We start from the raw sequence: 21,254 nt of genomic DNA on the forward strand, positions 1-21,254 counted from the left end.
ACATTCGTGATGTTGACATCCAGATTCGCAACACTGCACAAATTGGGTTGTACGGCGCTACTGTCTTTATCTGTACTGGCGTCATCCGCCTATGCGGCAGATCCTGTCAAAGTAAAATTCTCGCTCGACTGGCGCTTTGAGGGGCCCTCTGCACCGTTTTTGATGGCTAAAGCCAAAGGCTATTTCGCCCAGGAAGGGCTGGACGTACAGATCGACTCCGGTAACGGCTCCGCGGGTGCCGTGACTCGTGTGGCAACCGGTGCCTATGATATGGCCTTTGCCGATTTCAATGCTTTGATTGAACAAGAATCCCAGCATCCAGGCACCGGCATTAAAGGCGTTTATATGCTGTATAACGCCACGCCTGCCGCGGTATTTTTGCTGAAAAGCACTGGGGTAAAAACGCCAGCAGACCTGAAAGGGAAAACCATTGCGGCTCCGGTCTTTGATGCCGCGCGCAAAGCCTGGCCAGCTTTTGCGAAGAAAGTGGGGTTGAGCAAAGACGCCGTCACCTGGCAATCGGCTGACCCCACCGTTACCGCCAACCTGCTGGTGCGCAAAAACGTCGATGCGATTTCCGGCTTCTATTTTACCAATCTGCTGAATCTCGAAGCGCGCGGTGCCAAGGCTGATGACCTGACTATCTTCCCGTATGCGCAATATGGCGTCGATCTCTACGGCAACACCATCATCGCCAGCAAAGAGATGCTGGAAAAACACCCTGACACCATCAAAGCCTTCTTGCGTGCCTTTAACAAAGCGGTGCAGGAAACCCTCGCCGATCCCGTCAGCGCCGCCAAGTTTGTGAAGGAGCAGGATTCACTGATCGATTTGCCGCTGGAAACCCGTCGCCTGCAACTGGCGTTTGATCAGTTGGTGGTAACGCCAGAAACCAAGAAAAACGGTCTGGGCAGTGTGGATACCCAGCGCTTGAGTAACTCCATCAGTGATGTGGTGTCCGCGTTCGAGTTGAAAGAGACGCCGAAAACGGAGGCGTTGTTTACCAGTGCGCTGTTACCGGCATCTGCCGATCGTACCGTGCGGTAATTTCCGTCAGGCAGCATGATTTCAGGTGGTGAACAATGAGTTTCGTTAAGTTCGAGAATGTCAGTCTGGCGTACAGCAACAGCGAACAGCTGGCCATAAAGGACATTAATTTCAGTATCAATGAAAATGAGTTCGTGGCGCTGGTAGGACCTTCCGGCTGTGGTAAATCGACATTCATGAAGTTGACCTCGGGGCTGCTCTCGCCGAGTGAGGGCTACGTTTTCGTCAACAAACGCGAAGTGGTGGGGCCGCAGAAATGCATCGGCATGGCGTTTCAGGCCTCTAACTTGCTGCCTTGGCGCACCACGCTACAAAACGTCATGCTGCCGATGGAGATCGTGGAGCCTTACCGCTCTACGCGACGTAAAAAAGGGCGCGAGTATGAAGAGCAGGCGCGAGCCTTGCTGAAACGGGTTGGGCTGGAAGGGTATGAAGACAAATTCCCGTGGGAGTTGTCCGGTGGCATGCAGCAGCGCGCCTCGATTTGTCGCGCGCTGATCCACAAACCGCGCTTGCTGATGTTGGATGAACCGTTCGGTGCGCTGGATGCGTTCACCCGTGAAGAGTTGTGGTGCATGTTGCGCGATCTGTGGCAGGAAGCGCCGTTTACGGTGGTGCTGGTCACGCACGATCTGCGTGAAGCGGTGTTTCTGGCGGATACCGTCTATGTGATGAGTGCCAGGCCGGGCCGGATTATCGCGCGCCGGGAGGTTGAACTTCCTCGTCCGCGCGATCTTCAGGTGACCTACACCGATGCGTTTTCTCGCTATGTGTTTGAACTGCGCGAGCACATCTCTTCACAACATCATGCCTAACGGAGGCCCGTCGTGATATCTCGTCATGTGTTAATCAAGATAGCCCCTTGGGCACTGCTGGTCCTGCTCGGCGTTCTGTGGCAGGTGATTGTGGTGGGGCTGGATGTGCCGACCTACCTGTTCCCGTCATTGAGCGATGTCTTCCGCTCGTTGGTCGCGGACTGGCGGCCCATCGCCGCGCATTCGCTGCAAACGCTCTACACCACGCTGGCGGGTTTTGTGTTGGCGGTAGCCGTAGGGCTGGTGTTGGGGGTTGCGGTCGGTGCGTCCTCGCTGGTTTACAAAGCGGTGTATCCGCTGCTGGTCGGGTTTAACTCGATTCCCAAAGTGGCCTTTGTGCCGGTACTGGTGGTGTGGTTTGGCATCGGTACCATTCCGGCCATTGCCACTGCTTTTCTCATCTCTTTTTTCCCGGTGGTCGTCAACGTCGCGACCGGGCTCGCGACGGTAGAGCCTGAAATGGAGGATGTGCTGCGTTCACTGGGGGCATCCCGTTTCGACATTTTGAAAAAGGTGGGGTTGCCCCGATCGCTGCCTTACTTCTTTGCCTCGTTAAAAGTGGCCATCACGCTGGCGTTTGTCGGATCGGTGATTTCGGAAACCGTGGCCTCCAATCTGGGTATTGGCTATCTGATGATGTCGGCCAGCTCCAACATGAATATGGCGTTGGTGTTTGCGGGGTTGATCGTTATCGGCGCCATGGGGGTGGTGATGTATGAAATCTTCGCCTTCATTGAAAAGCGGATGACGCACTGGGCGCATCGTTGATGGCGCGCGGCAGCACGATAAAAAAGGTTATGTCATGACAAGCGAGTTACGCATTAACGGCGAACGCCTGATGGCGTCGCTGTATCAACTGGGCGCGATAGGCGCATTGCCGCAGGGCGGTGTGTGTCGGCTGGCGCTCAGCGATGAAGACCGGCAGGGGCGTGATTGGGCAGTGGCGCGCATGCAGGCGTTAGGACTCAACGTAACGGTGGATGCCATCGGTAATACCGTGGGTGTCTACCCCGGATTAACCGATACGCCGCCGGTGATGATGGGATCGCATATTGATACCGTGGCAACCGGCGGGCTGTATGACGGTAACTACGGCGTGCTCTCTGGGCTGGAAGTGATTGCCACCTTGAAAGATGCCGGTGTGCGGCTGCGTCGTCCCGTTGCGGTGGCGTTTTTCACCAATGAAGAAGGTTCACGTTTTCAACCCGACATGATGGGCAGCCTGGTGTATCAGGGCGGGCTGGCGCTGGAAACCGCGCTGGCAACCCGCGGTATTGACGGTGTCACCGTAGGCGATGCGTTGCGGAAAATCGGTTATGCCGGTCCGGCATCGGTGGGGAATAACCGGGTGGACAGCTATTTCGAACTGCATATCGAGCAAGGCCCAGTGCTGGATGAAGAAGGGCTGGCGATTGGGGTGGTGGAAGGTGTGCAAGGGATTTCATGGACCGAATTCCACTTGCAGGGCGTGTCGAACCATGCGGGCACCACGCCGATACGGTTACGTCACGATGCCGGTTACGTCGCCGCTAGGATCGGCGTGTTTGCTCGCCAACTGGCACAAGAGCTGGGTGGCGATCAGGTCGCTACCGTCGGGCATCTGGTGTTCACGCCAAATCTGGTCAATGTGATCCCCGATACCGTGACCTTGACTGTGGATTTACGCAATACCGACGCAGAGGCACTGCGTCTGGCCGAACAGCGCCTGTGGGCATTTGCCGAACAGGCGGCGCACGAAGAAGGGATTAGCGTGTCACGCAACATGCTGGCGCGTTTTGAGCCGACGCCCTTTGCGCCGGAGATGGTCGAACTGGTTGCTGCACAGGCGCGCCTGCGTGGCTTACCGTCGCGCCGCATGCCTAGCGGTGCCGGGCATGATGCGCAAATCATGGCTGCCATGTGTCCGGCCGGAATGATCTTCGTGCCCAGCGTGGCGGGGTTGAGCCACAACATTAACGAATTTACGGCACCACAGGATTTGATCGCGGGCGCGAACGTTCTGCTGGGTGCCGTCGTACAGCGCGCCGATCGCGCCTGATACCCGATGCGTTTACAGGAGAAAAATCACATGGCGCGTTATGTCAATGTCGCTATCGGCCAGTTAGGGCCGGTCAATAAACAAGATTCCCGTGCTGCCGTGGTGGCACGCTTGATGAACCTGATGCGCGAGGCGCACCAACTGGGTGCGGATCTGATCGTGTATCCCGAGTTGGCGCTCACCACGTTTTTTCCGCGCTGGTATATCGACGATGAGTCCCAACTGGATAGCTGGTGCGAGGCGGCGATGCCGGGTGCCGAAACACAGCCGCTGTTCGATTTGGCGCGTGAATTGCAAGTGGGCTTTTGTCTGGGATACGCCGAACTGAGCGTGGAACAGGGGGAAAAACGGCGGTTTAACACCTCAATATTGGTGGATAAAAACGGCGTTATCGTCGGCAAATACCACAAAGTGCACTTGCCGGGGCACCGTGAGCACGAACCCTGGCGCGCCTTTCAGCATTTGGAGAAACGCTATTTTACGCCAGGAACAGAATTCTCGGTGTTTAACGCCTTTGGCGGCCGGGTCGGCATGGCGATTTGTAATGACCGTCGCTGGTGTGAAACCTATCGCGTGATGGGGCTGCAAGGCGTGGAAATGGTGCTGATCGGCTACAACACGCCGGTGCACAATGCGCCTGCGCCGGAGCACGACGATCTGTCACTGTTTCATAACCAACTCTCTATGCAGGCGGGGGCTTATCAGAATGGCACCTGGGTGGTGGGGGTGGCGAAAGCGGGAACGGAAGAGGGCGTGGAACACATTGGCGGGAGCTGCATCATTGCGCCATCGGGTGAAGTGGTCGCCAGCTGTCTGACCAAAGGCGATGAAGTGGCGATAGCCCATTGCGATCTCGATTTCTGCCAGATCTACAAACGCACCACGTTCAACTTTGATGTGCATCGCCAGCCCAACGCCTACGGTCCGATTACCGCGCTCAAAGGCGAGGCATTGCTGGCTGATGGCAGTCCGCGTCACCAATGAGGTTAACCATGGCAGCAGATGAGAAAGACGTGATGGAAATGCAAGTGGTCGGCCATGAAGTGCCGCGCGTGGATGGCTTGGCCAAGGTCAAGGGCAGCGCGGTGTACGGTGATGATATCGTCCTGAAAGACATGTTGTACGGCGTGTGTCGCTATGCAGATATCGCGGCGGGGCGGGTGGAGGACATCGATCTCGACGCCGCATTACAGGTGCCGGGCGTGGTGAAAATTGCCACCTGGCGCGATGTACCCGGCGAAAGTCACATTGGCGTGGTGATGGCCGACTATCCGCCGCTGGTGAATGAGAATATTGCGTTTCGCGGCGATGTGATTGCGGTGATTGCAGCGGAAAGTTACGAAGCGGCCTGTCAGGCTGCGGATAGAATCAGCGTGCGCTACACGCCGTTTGAGCCCATCACCCGCGTAGAAGACGCGCTAAAACCGGATGCACGGCTGATTCACCCGGGCAGCGCCAGCAATGTGATCAATCACCACCACACCATCAAAGGTGACATTGACGCAGGGTTCGCGGCCTCCAGCCATATTTTCGAACGGGACTATGAGGTGGGGTATCAGGAGCACGCCTACATTGAACCGGAGTCGATCATTGCCTGGATCGACGATAACGAGCAGATCATGACGCTGTCAGGGTCGGTACAGAATGCGCACCGCGTGCGCGGTTTTGTGGCGAAGTACCTCGGTTTGCCGCAAGCGCGCGTCAACATCAAGCGGGCGATCGTTGGCGGCTCGTTTGGCGGCAAAGATGACATTATTGACCACCTGGCGTGCCGTGCGGCGCTGTTGTGTCACTTAACGGGCAGGCCGGTCAAATTTACCTACAACCGTGAGCAATCGATGCGGGAGAGCTATAAACGCCACCCGTACAAGATGAAATACAAAATCGGTCTGGATGACGAGGCACGTATTCAAGCCATCAAGATTGAGGTGCTGGCGGATGGTGGCAGCTATGCCGGGCAAACGCCGTTTGTCACCTGGCGCAGTTCGGTGCAGGCGGCGGGGCCGTACCGCATTCCGAATGTGCGCGTTGATGTCACGGGGGTCTACACCAACAACAACTACACCTCGGCGTTTCGCGGTTTTGGTGCGCCGCAGGTGATTCTGGCGAACGAGTCGCTGATGGATGAAGTGGCGGCGGCGCTTGGCCTGTCACCGCTTGAACTGCGTCAGCGTAATATCCTGCAACAAGGGGATACCAGCATGGCAGGACAGGTGTTCAGCGAACACACGGTCTCTGCCGAGGAAGTGCTGGCGAAAGCGGCTAACAGCGTTGAATTTATGGCAAAACGCGAACGCTATCAGCTATTGAATGCGCAGGGGGGGCCGATCAAATACGGCATCGGTCTGGCGTTAAGCCACCGTGGCTGTTCGCTCGGTGCGGAAGGGCTGGATGCGTCATCCGCGCTGATTCAGGTCAATGCCGATGGCAGCGTCAATATCTCCACGGCAGTGTCTGAGAATGGTCAAGGATTGCAAACCACGATGTCGATGATTGCGGCGGAAGCCTTCGGCCTGCCGCTCTCATGGATAACCTTTACCGATCCGGCGACCGCGATGATAGCTGACGGCGGCTCGACCGTTGCCTCGCGCGGCACGCTGATGGGCGGGCAAGCGGTGCTCAATGCCGCCAGCAAGATCAAACAGCGCATGGCAGATGCGGTTGCTGCACAACTGGGGGCAAGTGGCGTGGACTCCCTGATGTGGCGCGACGGCAAGGTGTTCAACCGTGCCAACCTGACGCGTTGCATGGATTTCGCTCAGGTGGTGACGCTCACCAAGGCGACCGGTGCCAATCTCTCCGCCTATGGCTGGCATGTCGCGCCCTCCATTCACTGGGATGAGGAAAAAGGCTGCGGCAGCCCCTATTTTACCTGGGTATACGGGTGTCAGGTGGCAGATGTCGCGGTGGATACCCGTACCGGGAAAATCACGCTGCTGGATATCACGGCGGTACACGACGTGGGCAAGGTGGTGAACCGCGTGGGGTTTGAAGGGCAGGTATACGGCGGCGTGGTGCAAGGGATGATCGGCTACGGCATGCTGGAAGATTTCAATATCGAAAACGGGGAAGTGAAATCCGAGAACTTCGACACCTACCTGTTGCCGACGATTCGCGATATCCCCAACATTAACGTGATTGCGGTAGAAAATCACGATAAGGCCGGGCCTTACGGTGCCAAGGTGATTGGTGAGCCGGTGCTGGAACTGGGCGGTGCCGCGCTCAACAATGCGGTCAGTTTCGCCATTGGCCGTTGGAATCGCACGCTGCCGTTGACGCTGGAACAGGTACGGCTGGGCTACAACCTGAAAAAACCGGCACGCCAGAGTGAAGTGCAAGCCCATGACGGTGAACGTAAGCAGGTGCTGCGTCTCAATACCCTTGAGGTGAACCAGCCCGCCAGTCTGGATCAGGCGTTAACGCTGTTGGCCCAACCCGGTGCCCAGGTATTGGCCGGCGGCACAGATGTGCTGGTGCAGGCGCGTTTAAAAACCACGCCGGTGCGGCTGGTGAATATTTCCAGCTTGCGCGAATTACGCGGAATTGATGCTGAAGGTGACGCCCTTACTATCGGAGCAGGCACCTGCTTTACCGATCTGGTCTGCGATGAACGGTTGCAGCGCCATTACCCGCTGCTGGTAACCGCCTGTCGCACGGTGGGTTCGCTGCAACTGCGCAACCGGGCGACCGTTGGCGGCAATATCGTCAATGCCGCCCCCTGTGCGGATTCCGTGCCGCCGCTGATGGTCTATGGTGCTGAGGTGGAGTTGCGTACTGCCAGTGAATGCCGCCGCGTCCCACTGGCGTCTTTTATCACCGGCGGCTATCGCACCCAGCTACAACCCGGCGAATTACTCACACGCATTATCCTCCCGCCGCCTCCGGCGGGCGCATTGCACCCTTTTTATCTGCAACTGGGGCGGCGTACTGCCGTGAATATCACGCGCCAAAGCCTCACCGCGCTGTTTCGATTGGACGCGCACGGCAACATCGAACTGTGCCGTTTGGTCGATGGCGCCGTGTTTGGCAAGCCACAGCGCTTGACGGTAGTCGAGCAGGCGCTGCTGGGGCACGCGCCGACACTGGCAGTGATTGATAATGCCGCAGCAGCATTGGAAACCCTGGTCACCGATGCGATTGGTGGTCGTTGGTCGGCACCTTACAAAATCCCAGTTTATCTCGACATGTTCCGTCAGGTAATGACAGGACTGGCGCAGCAGGAGTGACAGATGATTGATGTAGCAATGAAGATTAACGGCATTCGGGTGCAGGCCACGGTGAATGACAATACGCGCCTGCTGGATTACCTGCGTGAAGACCGTCGGTTGACCGGCACCAAAGAAGGCTGTTCCGTCGGTGAGTGCGGTGCCTGCTCGGTGATCATGAACGGGCGTGCGGTGTGCTCTTGTCTGTTGCTGGTGGCACAGTGCGATGGCGCTGAAATCACCACGGTCGAAGCACTGCATCAGGATCCTGTCGGGGTAAAACTGCAAAAGGCCTTCATTCGCCACGGTGGCGTGCAGTGCGGCTTTTGTACGCCCGGCGTGTTGATCAGCGCCAAGGCCTTGCTGGATGCCAACCCTCAACCGAATGATGAAGAAATTCGCGAGGCGCTGGAGGGCAACCTGTGCCGCTGCACGGGCTATCAGCCGATTATCACCTCGATCAAAGCGGTGTTGGCACAGTGATGCTGGTGGAGCTGGCTGCATGAGTGAGAAAGTCTGTCTGATGCTGGCGGCCGGGCTTTCCAGCCGTATGGGGCAGTGGAAAATGATGCTGCCCTGGGGGGAAGGAACGGTGCTCGACAGCGCGCTGGCGGCGGCACTCTCCTTTTGCGATCGCGTGGTGTTGGTGACCGGTTTTCGCGGTGCTGAACTGAACTGGCGCTATGGCGACAATGGGCGCATCACGCTGTGCCATAACGAGGATTTTACCGAGGGGATGTTCTCCTCCATTCGCTGTGGTGCGGCGGCGCTCGGCGGCGGGCATTTCTTTCTGGCGTTGGGGGATATGCCTGCCGTCAGCGGGGCGGTGTATCGCACGCTGTGGCAACAGCGCGATGCGACCTGTCTGATTCCGGAATATGCTCAAGGGAAAGGGCACCCGGTATTGCTGCCACCCGCCCTGCGCGATGCGGTGCTGGCGGCGGATAACCACACCTCGATGAAAACGCTGATTACCTGTCACGGCCAACGGCGGGTGCCCGTATCGGAGAGCGCGATTCATTGGGATATGGATACGCCGGAACAGTACCAGCAGTTGCTCCGGCGGCGTTAGCGATGAGAGCGGGCTAGTGAATATCACCTAGCCCGTATTTTTTGATTTTGCGATACAGCGTCGCCACGCTGATCTCCAACTCTTGCGCCAGTTGTGCTTTGTTCACGCCACGACCTAACGCCTCGATAATGCGCTGGTGTTCCAGCTGTTTCAGGCTCGGGGGCACGGCGGGTGTTGTTGCTGTAACCGCTTCGACGGCGGGCAACGGGGGGGTTGTGGCGCGATGAAAATGCGGCGGCAACAGCGTCGGATCAATCACCTCGCCGTCGGGCACGATATTCACCAGATACTCCACCAGATTGCTCAATTCACGCACATTGCCCGGCCAGCGATAATCTCGCAGCAAGGCCATTACCTCGCGGCTCACGCCAGGGTAGGTGCTGCCAATACGGCGTGTGTGCAGATTGAGAAAGTGGTGCACCAGCAGTTCGATATCTGCCGTGCGCTCGCGCAACGGTGGGATCTCGACCGGTATCACCTTCAGGCGGTAGTAGAGATCCTCGCGAAAGTTTCCCGCTTCGATCGCGCGCGTCAAATTTTGGTGGGTGGCAGAAATAATGCGGATATCCACCGCCACTGGCTTGCTGGCTCCCAGCGGCATCACTTCGCGCGTTTCGAGTACTCGCAGCAGCTTGGCCTGCAACGTTAACGGCATATCGCCAATCTCGTCGAGGAACAAGGTGCCAAGATGGGCGGACTGAATCAGCCCCGCCTTGCCATTCGGGGCGGCACCGGTAAATGCGCCTTTAACATAGCCGAACAGTTCACTCTCCAGCAGATGCTCAGGGATCGCCGCACAGTTGATGGCAATAAAAGGGTGCATGCTACGCCGTCCCACCTGATGAATGGAACGCGCCAGAACTTCTTTACCGCTGCCGCTCTCACCGGTGATCATGATGCTGGAGGGGCTATCGGCAAAACGCGCGATGTGCTGTTTCAGCGCCTGTACCGCCGGTGCATTGCCGATAAACTGGCCGATACGCGGTTCGCTGTCTGCCTCATTGAGTGGCGCGGGACGTTCAGATTGGTGGAAAGCAAACAGGAACAACTGCCGGTTGTTACCGTTATGATGCTGCCCGATCACCACTTCCTGCTGTGCGGCAAAGGCGATCACATGCTGTGCATTGCCGTTGGCGAAATCTTTGCTGGCCACCAACGGACGGATGGTCACCGGCGTGTTGGCCAGGGTTTCCCAACGGGCGTTGAGCAGCGTCAGCGCATTCTGATTGGCAAACGTCATAATGCCACGCTCATCCAGTACCAGAATGCCCTGATCCATGCTGTTGATGAGCGTGGTGAACAGCACATCCATGCCATCATTGGCAGTGGGATTCTTCGTCAGGTTAGCGATCAGCAGTGAAGCGATATGGCGAACGTAATCGGAAAATACGCTGATATTGTCCTGCAATCGCTGCTGCTGTTCTGCATTGATGGCCGCAAGGCTGATGACGCCCAGACAGCGCTCACCGTGCATCACCGGCAGGCCAAGAAACGCCAGCTCGCCGCAGTTGCCGTACTGACCACAACCCTGGCAAATCGGATCGTGCTGCGAGTGAATAACCGCTTTCTCTTGCTTGTTATCAATGACGTATTGCAGCAGGCGGGTGTTATCCGAGGGATGGCCGATGCGGTTACGATAGGGTCCACTGCCTGCCACGCGCAGCAACCGGTTATCAACGATCTCCACTTCCAGCCGCAATACCTGACTGAGCATCTGGGTGAAATGCCGAATGGTGGGCTGGATGTGCATCAGAGACAGGGTCTGGCTGGTCATGGGCTACGCTCTTATATCGGGTAAAGCGCCTCGCGGCTGTTTCTCATTTTGAGAATTCGTCATTTCCGTTCCCCTCCGTCATTCCCGTTCCCCTCCGTCATTCCCGCGAAAGCGGGAACCCCTTACAGAAGAAACATGTTCATTCTCACAGAGATCCCCGGCTTTCGCCGAGGATGACGAAGGAAGGCGTCATTCCCGCGAAGGCGGGAATCCCGTGCAGAAGAAACTCGTTCATTCTCACAGTGATCTCCTGTTTTCGATTATTCGACATTGCACTGGGCGCTGCAACTACAAACTGGCACAGATATTGATGTATGGATAGGGAATAGCGATGAATTCATTAATCAAAATCAGGATGCCAACATGTCAACGTTTTCACTACGGATGCAGATTGCCGACAACGCTCACTTTACGCCGCACGGCGCAGCACTGTTCAGCCGGGAACAGGCGGAACAGGCGCGCAACTTTCATCAACGGATGCCGGGTTATCGCCCGACGCCGCTGCACTCGCTGACGGCGTTTGCGGCTGAATTGGGCGTGGGGCAGGTGCTGGTGAAAGATGAATCTCAACGTTTCGGGCTCAACGCCTTCAAAATTCTCGGCGGTGCCTATGCCATCGCCCGCTGCGTGTGCGAAAAATACCACTTCTCCCTGGAGGATTTTTCGTTTGAGCAAGGCCGCGCGGCACTGGCGGAAAGCATTACCTTTGCCACCACCACGGATGGCAATCACGGTCGAGGCGTTGCCTGGGCGGCCAACGCGTTAGGGCAACAGGCGGTGGTCTATATGCCCAAGGGGGCGTCTGCGGAGCGTGTCGCACACATCACCGGGCTGGGGGCGGAATGTATCGTCACTGATATGAACTATGACGATACCGTGCGCCTGACCATGCAAACCGCGCAAGAAAAGGGCTGGGAAGTGGTACAGGACACCGCCTGGCCAGGTTACGAAAAAATCCCTGCCTGGATAATGCAAGGTTATGCGACGCTGGCGGTGGAAGCGGTAGAACAGGTTGCCGAGAACGACTGGCCGACACCGACGCACGTTTTTCTTCAGGCTGGCGTGGGTGCGATGGCGGCGGGGGTGCTGGATTATCTGGTGAATTGCTATGGTGCAGATAAATTGCATGCGGTGATCGTGGAGCCCGATCGCGCTGACTGTTTGTTCCGCTCAGCGCAACACGGGGAGATCGTCGCTGTCGGCGGTGCGATGGACACCATGATGGTGGGGTTGGCCTGCGGTGAACCCAACCCGTTAGGATGGCCGCGCCTGCGAGATTGTTCCCGCCAGTTTATCTCCTGTGAAGACCGCGTCACCGCGCTGGGTATGCGGGTGCTGGGCAATCCGCTGGGGCAGGATGCGCGCATCGTGTCCGGTGAATCGGGCGCTGTCGGTATGGGCGTCTTGGCGGCGATACTGCACAGTCCGGATCGAGAAGCGTTGCTGGCACAGTTGGGGTTGGATTCCTCCTCCTGTGTGCTGGTAGTCAGTTCTGAAGGCGATACCGATCGACAACACTATCGCGAAGTGGTGTGGGAAGGCCGTCCTTTGATGGATTAACCGTCTTCAACTTGATGCAGGAGAATGCTATGCAGCGCTTACTCAAAGGCGGCACGTTGGTCGATCATCAGGGGCAGTATCACGAGGATCTGCTGATCGAACAGGGGCGGATCGTACGGCGTGAACCCCATATCGCCATCACGCCCGAGATGGCGGTGATTGATGCAACCGGGTATCAGGTGATGCCCGGTGGTATTGATGTACACACCCATTTCAATATCGATGTCGGCATTGGCCGCAGCTGCGATGATTTTTTTTCCGGCACGCGTGCGGCGGCGTGCGGCGGCACCACGACTATTGTCGATCATATGGGCTTTGGTCCGGCGGGATGCAACCTGCATCATCAATTGGGGCGCTATCATGCCTATGCAGAGGGGCAGGCGGCGATCGACTACAGCTTTCACGGCGTGGTGCAGCATGTCGACGATGCTATTCTGGATGAAATGGCGTCGATGGTGGAGCAAGAAGGGATCAGCAGCTTCAAACTTTACCTGACCTATCAGTACAAACTGGATGACGCGGCGGTGTTGCAGGCGTTGCAGCGGCTGCGTCAGGTGGGCGCGTTAACCACGGTACATCCGGAAAATGATGCGGCGATTCGATGGCGTCGTGATGCCTTTGTGCAACAGGGGAACACCGCGCCGATGTATCACGCCTTGAGTCGCCCCGTCGCTTGTGAGGCGGAGGCGATCGCGCGCATGATTAACCTGGCGTCGTTAGCGGATAGCGCGCCGCTGTATATCGTTCACCTGTCCAACGCATTGGGGCTGGATTATATCCGTCTGGCGCAGCGCAACGGGCAGCCGGTGTGGGCAGAAACCTGCCCACAATACCTGCTGCTGGATGAGCAACGTTACCAAGACCCTGACGGGATGAAATACATCCTCAGCCCGCCGTTGCGCGGACAGGAAGAGCAGGCCGCGCTGTGGCAAGGGATGGCAGAGGGCAGTATCGCCACGCTGGCGACCGATCACTGTAATTTTTCACTGCATCAACGTCACATGCTCTCCGGTGGGGATTTCAGCCGTTGTCCGAACGGGTTGCCAGGCGTGGAAAATCGACTGGCATTACTCTATTCGAACGGTGTATCGACGGGGATAATCAGTCCTGAGCAGTTTGTCGCCTTGACCAGCACGCGTCCGGCGCAATTGTTTGGCCTGTGGCCGCAGAAAGGTAACCTGATGCCCGGTGCGGATGCCGATCTGGTGCTGTTTGATCCGCACCAGCGCGTTACGCTGCGGCACGATGAGATGCATGATAACGGCGACTACTCTCCCTATGAGGGCATGGTATGCCAGGGTTGGCCGATCATGACCTTGAGCCGCGGTGAGGTGGTGTGGCGTGAGGGTGTGTTCACCGGCCGCGCCGGGCATGGGCGCTTTCTGCGCCGCAAGCCGTTTAACGCCGCGTTGGTGAAGACACTATTCTGATAGGCTATTTTGATACGACAGCCAGCGTGGTGGACTGGAGTGATACCGCGCTGGCACCACTTTTCACCTGAAGAATTTCCGCTATCACGCTGATGGCGATCTCCTCCGGGGTTTCCGCCCCGATATCCAACCCAATCGGCGATCGCAGCGCAGCGATGTCAGCGGCATCGACGCCTCGCTTCTCAAGCTCGGCACGGAAGGTCTGGATCTTTCTTCGGCTGGCCAGCAAGCCAAGGTAACGCACCGGACTGCCGATGGTGTGTTCCAACGCTTCTCTGTCCTGATGGTTGGTGGCGATCACCACATAGCAGTTATCATCCAGTGTCAGCTGCTGGATACCGGCAGTGAAACTCTCAACCAGTAATTTGCGGCTGGCAGGCGGGAGATCCGGGTGATCCAGATTCTCTTTCCAGGTATCCATCAGCGCTACCTCGAAGCCGAGCGGGGCGGCCACCACGGCGATGGCGCGGTTCACGTGGCCCGCACCCAGCAGCACCAATTGCGGCCGGCGTGGCTGCACCGCGATATGTATCTTCATGGCGCCACCGCAATCCGAGCCAACGGCACCTTCGCCCTGACGCGCCATGCGCCCGCTAAATACGCGGGATTGCCCTTGCGCTAGCGCCTCTTTCGCTTGCTCCAGCACCAACCGCTCCATCATCCCGCCGCCGATGGTTCCCAGACTGTTGCCGTCTTCATCAACCAGCATGCTGGCATTGTGGCGCGGTGTAGAGCCCCGGCTTTCGACGATCTGGATAAAGGCAAAAGCCCGGTTATTTTTTTCCAATTCCGCTGCCTGAGTAAAAAGCCCCATTGCATACCTCGCATAAATCATGACTGATAAGGGAGTAATGCAAATTCTGTGCCTGCGTATGGGGTTATTTTGGCGCGTAATGACGCGGGGCATCGCGGGGAAACCCCGGTTATTTTCTCAAAATGAGAAATGCGATTATTAATTTGCAAAAACCTGATGCTAACCCTGAGCATCCCGCCCTTTCACCCTCGGCATAGGTATTTCGTCTGGTCAGCAGAACACGCTATAGCGCCTTATTCCCACGCCGCGCTCCCCGACGGCCTATTTCTGGCCTGCATATTGCTTTAACCACAATAACAATGTCGTTCGGTTTATTTTAAAAAAAGAACCAATAAAGGAGAGCAATGTGGGTGATGTGATGCGTCCCATTCCGTTTGAGCAATTGCTGGAAAGAATGTTTTCTGAATACCAGCAAAGTCGCTCTATTTTTGGCATCCCTGAGAGCCAGTTCTATCGCCGCAATCCCGCTCGGCAAATGCGCGTGTTCGGCGAAGTCTGCGACACCCCGGTGGGGCCAGCGGCAGGTCCGCATACCCAGTTGGCGCAAAATATCATTACCGCATGGCTGACCGGCGGCAGTTTTATTGAACTGAAAACGGTGCAGATTCTGGACAAACTGGAGCTGGAAAAACCCTGTATTGATGCGCAGGATGAAGGGTTCAATACCGAATGGTCTACCGAATTTACGCTGGTAAAAGCCGCCGATGAATATCTCAAAGCGTGGTTTGCCCTGTGGTTGCTGGAGTGTCTGTTTGCCCCGCGCACGCCTGAACAAGGCCGCTCATTTATTTTCAATATGAGCGTAGGCTATGACCTGAAAGGCATTCAACAAGCCCCGATGCAAACGTTTATTGCCACCCTGATGGATGCCGCCGATTCACCCGCCTTTCAGCGCTATCGCCAGACGCTGGCGCAGTGGATCGCGAACGTTGATACCCTGTTCGATGGTGTGGTGCACCCTGACAGCACTGCACTGGCAATGCTACCGGAGCGTATTCCTTCCCGGCTGGTCACCGGCGTGACCTTATCAACCATGCACGGCTGCCCTCCCGACGAAATCGAAGCGATTTGCCGCTATATGCTGGAAGAAAAGGGCCTGCATACCTTTGTGAAACTGAACCCGACGCTGCTTGGCTATGCGCGCGTTCGCGAAATTCTGGATGGCTGCGGGTTTGATTATATCCAATTAAAAGAGTCCTCTTTCCTGCATGACTTGCCGCTAGACCGAGCGCTGGGCATGTTGGAGCGGCTGCTGGCGTTGGCACACCAACAGGGGTTGGAATTCGGCGTAAAACTGACCAACACGCTGGGTGCTGGCAATCATAAACACCGTCTACCGGGCGATGAAATGTACATGTCGGGCCGGGCGTTGTTTCCCATTTCGATTAACGTCGCAGCGGTGTTATCACGCCATTTCGACGGAAAACTGCCCATCTCCTATTCCGGCGGGGCCAGTCAGCTCAATATCCGTGCGATTCATGAAACCGGTATTCATCCCATTACCATGGCGACCGATCTGCTGAAACCCGGTGGGTACCTGCGTCTGGCGGCCTGTGCGCAACAGCTTGAAAACTCTGCGGGCTGGACGATGAGCGCGGTGGACGTGTCACGGTTAGAGACGCTGGCGCAGGCGGCGCTAACGGCGGAATACCACCAGAAAGCCTGGAAGCGGGAAGAGACCATTGATGCCGGTGGCGTTTTACCGCCGTCCGATTGTTACGTCGCCCCCTGTGTCAGCGCCTGCGCTATCCATCAGGATATTCCCGAATACCTGCGTCTGGCCGGCGCGGGGCGCTATACCGAGGCGCTGGAACTGATTTATCAGCGTAACGCGCTGCCAGCCATTACCGGTCACATTTGCGATCACCAGTGCCAGTCCAACTGTACCCGACTGGATTACGACAGTGCGTTAAATATCCGTGAAGTGAAACGTATTGCGCTGGAAAAAGGCTGGTCGGGATATCAGCAGCGCTGGTGCAAACCGGCCGGTTCTGGCAACCGTCATCCGGTGGCGGTGATCGGTGCCGGTCCGGCAGGGCTGGCAACCGGGTATTTTTTGGCGCGTGCAGGGCATCCGGTCACGATATTCGAGCGTGAGCAAAGTGCCGGTGGCGTAGTACGCCACGTGGTGCCGCAGTTCCGTATTCCGGCGGAAAAGATCCAACACGATATTGATTTTGTCGCGCAGCACGGCGTGCAATTTGAATATGGTTGCGACAGCGGACTGACGATTGAGGCGTTGCACCAGCGCGGCTTTTCCTATGTCTGTGTCGGTACCGGGGCCTACCGTAGCCGCGATGTGGCGCTGGCCGGGGATAACCCCGCAGTGTGGTCATCATTTCAGTTTCTGCGGCGTTTCAACCGGGCTGAATCACTCACGCTCGGGCGCTCCGTGGGTGTTGTCGGCGCGGGGAATACCGCGATGGATTGCGCGCGCGCCGCGCTGCGTGTACCCGGCGTTGAGCAGGTCACCATTCTCTACCGTCGCGGTGAGCACGATATGCCTGCCTGGCGCGAAGAAGTGGAAGAGGCGCGTCACGCTGGGGTTGAATTCCGCTTTTGGGTGAATCCGGAACGGTTTGATAGCGACGGTGCTGTGACGCTACGGGTGATGCAACCCGGCGAGCCCGATGCGCAGGGGCGGGCCCGTCCGCTGGCGACCGAGCGCACCGACGTGCTGCATCTGGATGCCCTTATCTCCGCCGTTGGGGAAGAGCCGGATTATGCGGCGCTGGCACAGATGGGGATTCCCCTGTCGGCCAAGGGTGCCCCGGTGGTGGATAGCAAAACGCAGGAAACGCAGCGCAATAATGTGTTTCTGATTGGTGATGCGCAAAGCGGTCCGGCTTCCATTGTGGCGGCAATCGGTGCGGCGCGACGCGCGACGGATGCGATTTTGCTGCGTGAGAATATTCGTGACGATCATGCGGCCAAACGCTGGCTGAATACCGATCCGGCGGATATCTATCGCCGCAAAGGGGCGATAGACGTCCAACTGATCGCAACGGATGAGCAGGATGCGTTTGCCCAGCAAGAAGCACAGCGGTGCCTGTCGTGTAACTATGTGTGCGCCAAGTGTGTGGATGTTTGCCCTAACCGCGCCAATATCTCCATTGCGGTACCCGGTTTTCGTGACCGGTTCCAAACGCTGCATATTGATGCCTATTGCAATGAATGCGGTAACTGCGCCCAGTTCTGCCCGTGGGACGGCAAACCTTACCGCGATAAAGTCACCATCTTCAATTTGCGTGAGGACTTTGCCGCCAGCAGCAATCCTGGTTTCCTGTTGGATGAAGATGGCATTCTGGTACGCCATGAGCAGCAGGTCTATCACCTGGCGATTGACCCGCACGGCCATATTGCCAGTGCCCCACCGGAGCTGGCAGACATGTGCCGCATTATTTCAACGGTTTATCAACATCATCACTATTTACTTGGCGCGGTGGAGGCGTAATTCATGCTGATTTTGCGTAACGCAACGGCGGTGCAGTTTGAGCCCGCTCGGGTGGATGAGGGCGTGGATATCGCCATTGACGGCACGGCGATCGTGGCGGTGGGAAAAAACCTGACGGCGCGCTATCCGGCGGCGACAGTGAAAGAGATGCAGGGGCGGCTGGTGATGCCGGGCATCGTCTGCGCCCATAACCATTTTTACTCCGGGCTGGCACGTGGCATTTTGGCGCGTATTGACCCCTGTCCGGATTTTATCTCCACGCTAAAGAACCTGTGGTGGAAACTGGACCGCGCGCTGGATGAAGAGTCGCTGTATTACAGCGGGTTGGTATGCTCACTGGAAGCGATTAAACAAGGTTGCACCTCGGTTATCGATCACCATGCCTCCCCGTCGCTGATCGGCGGATCGCTGGATATTTTACGCCGTGGCTTTCTCACTGCCGGTTTGCGTGGTATGACCTGCTATGAAACCACCGATCGCAATGGCGGGCTGGATGAATTGCGGCGCGGCGTGGAAGAAAATATCCGTTTTGCTCACCGTATCGATCTGGATAAAAAGTCGGGCAAAACGCCCTATCTGGTGGAGGCGCATATTGGGGCTCACGCGCCGTTCACGCTGAGCGATGCCGGACTGGAACTGTTGGCCGATGCGATTCAGAGCACGGGGCGCGGGCTGCATATTCACGTTGCGGAAGACCGCTATGATGTGTCTCACAGTCATCACCATTATGGTGTTGATCCGATGGTGCGACTGGCGCGGGCGGGATTGCTGAACGAGAAAAGCCTGATCGCGCACGGCCTGTTTCTTTCGGCGCAGGACGTGGCGGTGATCAATGAGTTTGATGCTTGTCTGGTGCATAACGCCCGTTCCAACATGAACAATCAGGTGGGGTACAACCCGCGTCTGGCGGAGTATCGCCATGTGGCCTTAGGAACCGACGGTATCGGTGCGGATATGTTTGAAGAGTTGAAATTCGCTTGCTTCAAGCACCGCGATGCAGGTGGCACGCTGTGGCCAGACAGTTTCCTGCGTTTTCTGCATAACGGTAACCTGTTGCTGGAATGTAACTTTGGTGCGCAGTTTGGCGCATTGGCTGCGGGTTATCAGGCCGATTTAACCATTTGCGATTACCACTCCCCGACGCCGCTGTGTGCTGAAAATCTGGCCGGGCATTTGGCCTTCGCACTGAATTCCGCCAGCGTGCACAGTGTGATGGTGGCAGGGAATCTGGTGTATGAAAATCGCTGTTTCCCGTTTGACGTCGAGGAGATTTATTTCCACGCACGTCAGGCCGCGGAGAAATTATGGCAACGTATGGATAATCTCGCGTAATAAAATAAAAATACGGTTGAAATAATAAAAAAAGACACTCAATTATTCTTCATCCTCCGCAATTGCGGAGGATGAATATCAAAATAATTACTAACCTGCGAAAATAACGTCATCGCTGTTGTTCTATACCCTAAATAATTCGAGTTGCAGGAAGGCGGCAAGCGAATGAATCCCGATGAGCTTACTCAAGTAAGTGATTCGGGTGAATGAGCGTAGCCAACGCACCTGCAACTTGAAGTATGACGGGTATATTTGGCTATTCCTTGTTACAAGGTGGCTTCCTTTAATTCTGTAGTAGGAACCTAACTGTGAAACATAGCATTGTATCTTTATTCCCCAGGGATATTCGCACAGGTCGTTTATTTTCCATCAGTACCGCCGCAGCCGCACTGTTATTACCCGCATTCGCGTTTGCCGAATCGCCAGCAGCAATAAAACCGCTGAGCAGTAATCTGGGACAAACCTGCACACAAAATGCCTACGGCGTAGATAATGCGCTTGATGCATTACGCTGCGGTTCTGTTCATGGTTCGTTACGCTCACTGTATTACTCCACCAAGAATGCCTATTTCGTCAGGAATAATAATCAGGATACGGCCAGCTATGGCGGTAATATTCTGTTCCAAACGGCACCGTATTACGGTATTAGCGCAGGCGTTGGTGGGATTTATCAACAACAGTGGCGTTCACCGGGCGCTGGGCGTGGTGTGACGGAATTGGCGACCAATCAAAACGGTTTTGGCGAAGCCTGGTTGCGTTGGCAGTATCAGGATTTCCGCTTTACGGCGGGCGATCAGCGCATCGATATTCCCTTTATGAGCGACTATGACTGGCGTATTACGCCCATTCTGTTTCGCGCTGTGGATATGCATTGGGGCGATAAAACCGATTTCGTACACGCCACCAAGATATACCGCTACAAGCCGTGGCGCAGTGATAAATTCCTGGCAACCAGTGCTTATAGCGCGATTAAAGAAGAGACCAACGGCGCCTGGGCCGTGGGGGCGGGTCGCTCCAAGCAGGTGGGCGACATGACGCTGACCGGCCAGTTATGGTATGAAAGTTATGATGACTACGTGAATATTTTCTATAGCGAAGCGCACAGTCAGTGGAAAACTGCGCCGTGGCAGCCGGATATCGGCGTGCAATTTATTCGCGGTAGTGGCGAAGGTGAGCGTTTGCGCGGCGAAGTCGATAGCACCTCTTACGGTGTGCAATTGGCGCTAACGCCGACTAGCAAAGTGAAGTGGTCTATCAACTACAACCACATTGTCTCCAACCCTGAGGCCTATCTGAATGGGGCGCTGGTGACGCCCTATTCCAGCAGCACCTCGTCGGGTAAATATTTCGCACAGCCGTATTTTACCAGCACCCAGGATCTCGGTACCGGCAATGCCTATTCCACACGTATCAGCTATCAGATTATGCCTGCATTGAGCATCGGGACTTACTATTCCTTTATGGACCTGAAAAGTTCAGCCAGCGCGCCCAGCCGTAATCAGTCTGAATATGTGGTCTTTGGTATTTACCAGTTTGATGGTGCCTTAAAAGGATTAAGTTTGTCTAATTTCCTTGGGGTACAAACCTCGCCGGTTTACGATTATTCGTTTTGGCAGAATCGTGTTTCTCTGCAATATAATTTCTGATGTTGTTTTTTTGAAAAGGTATCCATGGCGGATACCTTATCTTCTCCCCAAATGCACCCTTAACTGA

General features: G+C 56.5%; 15 protein-coding genes. 13 read left to right on the forward strand and 2 right to left on the reverse strand.

All coding sequences use genetic code 11. From position 1 onward, the window contains the following. Positions 1-9: 9 nt before the first annotated feature. Genes J5067_RS14145 through J5067_RS14180 form a run of 8 tightly spaced genes read left to right on the forward strand, consistent with a single transcriptional unit; the run spans position 10 to position 9,177 of the window. The gene (locus J5067_RS14145) at positions 10-1,047 is read left to right on the forward strand and encodes an ABC transporter substrate-binding protein (protein ID WP_264643549.1); all 1,038 of its coding nucleotides are present in this window, start codon (positions 10-12) and stop codon (positions 1,045-1,047) included. Positions 1,048-1,082: 35 nt separating this feature from the next. Next, entirely contained in the window at positions 1,083-1,862 is a 780-nt protein-coding gene (locus J5067_RS14150; RefSeq protein WP_264651378.1) for an ABC transporter ATP-binding protein, read from the forward strand. Positions 1,863-1,874: 12 nt separating this feature from the next. After that, positions 1,875-2,630 (forward strand): ABC transporter permease, encoded by a 756-nt coding sequence (locus J5067_RS14155; protein WP_264643547.1) that lies wholly within the window; start codon positions 1,875-1,877, stop codon positions 2,628-2,630. 34 nt (positions 2,631-2,664) lie between these two features. Beyond that, positions 2,665-3,900: a Zn-dependent hydrolase gene (locus J5067_RS14160; RefSeq protein WP_264643546.1), complete on the forward strand. Its 1,236-nt coding sequence runs from the start codon at positions 2,665-2,667 to the stop codon at positions 3,898-3,900. Between the two features lie 30 nt (positions 3,901-3,930). Continuing rightward, positions 3,931-4,884 carry an N-carbamoyl-D-amino-acid hydrolase gene (locus tag J5067_RS14165; protein ID WP_264643545.1) on the forward strand — a complete coding sequence of 318 codons (954 nt, stop codon included), beginning with the start codon at positions 3,931-3,933 and terminating at the stop codon, positions 4,882-4,884. 32 nt (positions 4,885-4,916) lie between these two features. After that, the gene (locus tag J5067_RS14170; protein WP_264643781.1) at positions 4,917-8,126 is read left to right on the forward strand and encodes a molybdopterin cofactor-binding domain-containing protein; all 3,210 of its coding nucleotides are present in this window, start codon (positions 4,917-4,919) and stop codon (positions 8,124-8,126) included. Between the two features lie 3 nt (positions 8,127-8,129). After that, positions 8,130-8,588: a (2Fe-2S)-binding protein gene (locus tag J5067_RS14175; RefSeq protein WP_264643544.1), complete on the forward strand. Its 459-nt coding sequence runs from the start codon at positions 8,130-8,132 to the stop codon at positions 8,586-8,588. 19 nt (positions 8,589-8,607) lie between these two features. After that, positions 8,608-9,177, forward strand: a complete 570-nt coding sequence (locus J5067_RS14180) for an NTP transferase domain-containing protein (RefSeq protein ID WP_264643543.1) — start codon at positions 8,608-8,610, stop codon at positions 9,175-9,177. Between the two features lie 13 nt (positions 9,178-9,190). Here J5067_RS14180 and J5067_RS14185 read toward each other — a convergent pair whose 3' ends face one another. Beyond that, positions 9,191-10,951 (reverse strand): sigma 54-interacting transcriptional regulator, encoded by a 1,761-nt coding sequence (locus J5067_RS14185; RefSeq protein ID WP_264643542.1) that lies wholly within the window; start codon positions 10,949-10,951, stop codon positions 9,191-9,193. A 363-nt stretch (positions 10,952-11,314) separates the two neighbouring features. On the opposite strand from J5067_RS14185, the gene dpaL reads away from it, so the two are divergent. Together dpaL and hydA are read left to right on the forward strand one after the other, a co-directional pair. Then, complete coding sequence (gene dpaL, locus J5067_RS14190; RefSeq protein ID WP_264643541.1) at positions 11,315-12,511, forward strand: diaminopropionate ammonia-lyase; 1,197 nt, start codon at positions 11,315-11,317, stop codon at positions 12,509-12,511. Positions 12,512-12,540: 29 nt separating this feature from the next. Beyond that, positions 12,541-13,941 (forward strand): dihydropyrimidinase, encoded by a 1,401-nt coding sequence (hydA, locus tag J5067_RS14195; RefSeq protein ID WP_264643540.1) that lies wholly within the window; start codon positions 12,541-12,543, stop codon positions 13,939-13,941. Between the two features lie 4 nt (positions 13,942-13,945). Here the strand turns inward: hydA and J5067_RS14200 are convergent, their stop codons facing one another. Further along, on the reverse strand, positions 13,946-14,755 hold the full coding sequence (locus J5067_RS14200) for an XdhC family protein (protein ID WP_264643539.1): 810 nt from the start codon (positions 14,753-14,755) through the stop codon (positions 13,946-13,948). A 346-nt stretch (positions 14,756-15,101) separates the two neighbouring features. On the opposite strand from J5067_RS14200, the gene ygfK reads away from it, so the two are divergent. The 3 genes from ygfK to J5067_RS14215 all read left to right on the forward strand — a co-directional run bounded on the left by ygfK (position 15,102) and on the right by J5067_RS14215 (position 21,187). Continuing rightward, the gene (ygfK, locus tag J5067_RS14205; RefSeq protein ID WP_264651379.1) at positions 15,102-18,209 is read left to right on the forward strand and encodes a putative selenate reductase subunit YgfK; all 3,108 of its coding nucleotides are present in this window, start codon (positions 15,102-15,104) and stop codon (positions 18,207-18,209) included. A gap of 3 nt (positions 18,210-18,212) precedes the next feature. Further along, positions 18,213-19,541 (forward strand): putative aminohydrolase SsnA, encoded by a 1,329-nt coding sequence (gene ssnA / locus J5067_RS14210; RefSeq protein ID WP_264651380.1) that lies wholly within the window; start codon positions 18,213-18,215, stop codon positions 19,539-19,541. Positions 19,542-19,849: 308 nt separating this feature from the next. Beyond that, positions 19,850-21,187 carry a TonB-dependent receptor gene (locus J5067_RS14215; RefSeq protein ID WP_264651381.1) on the forward strand — a complete coding sequence of 446 codons (1,338 nt, stop codon included), beginning with the start codon at positions 19,850-19,852 and terminating at the stop codon, positions 21,185-21,187. The last annotated feature ends 67 nt before the right edge of the window (positions 21,188-21,254 follow it).

This window comes from Candidatus Symbiopectobacterium sp. NZEC151 (assembly GCF_025962655.1).
Lineage (GTDB): Bacteria > Pseudomonadota > Gammaproteobacteria > Enterobacterales > Enterobacteriaceae > Symbiopectobacterium.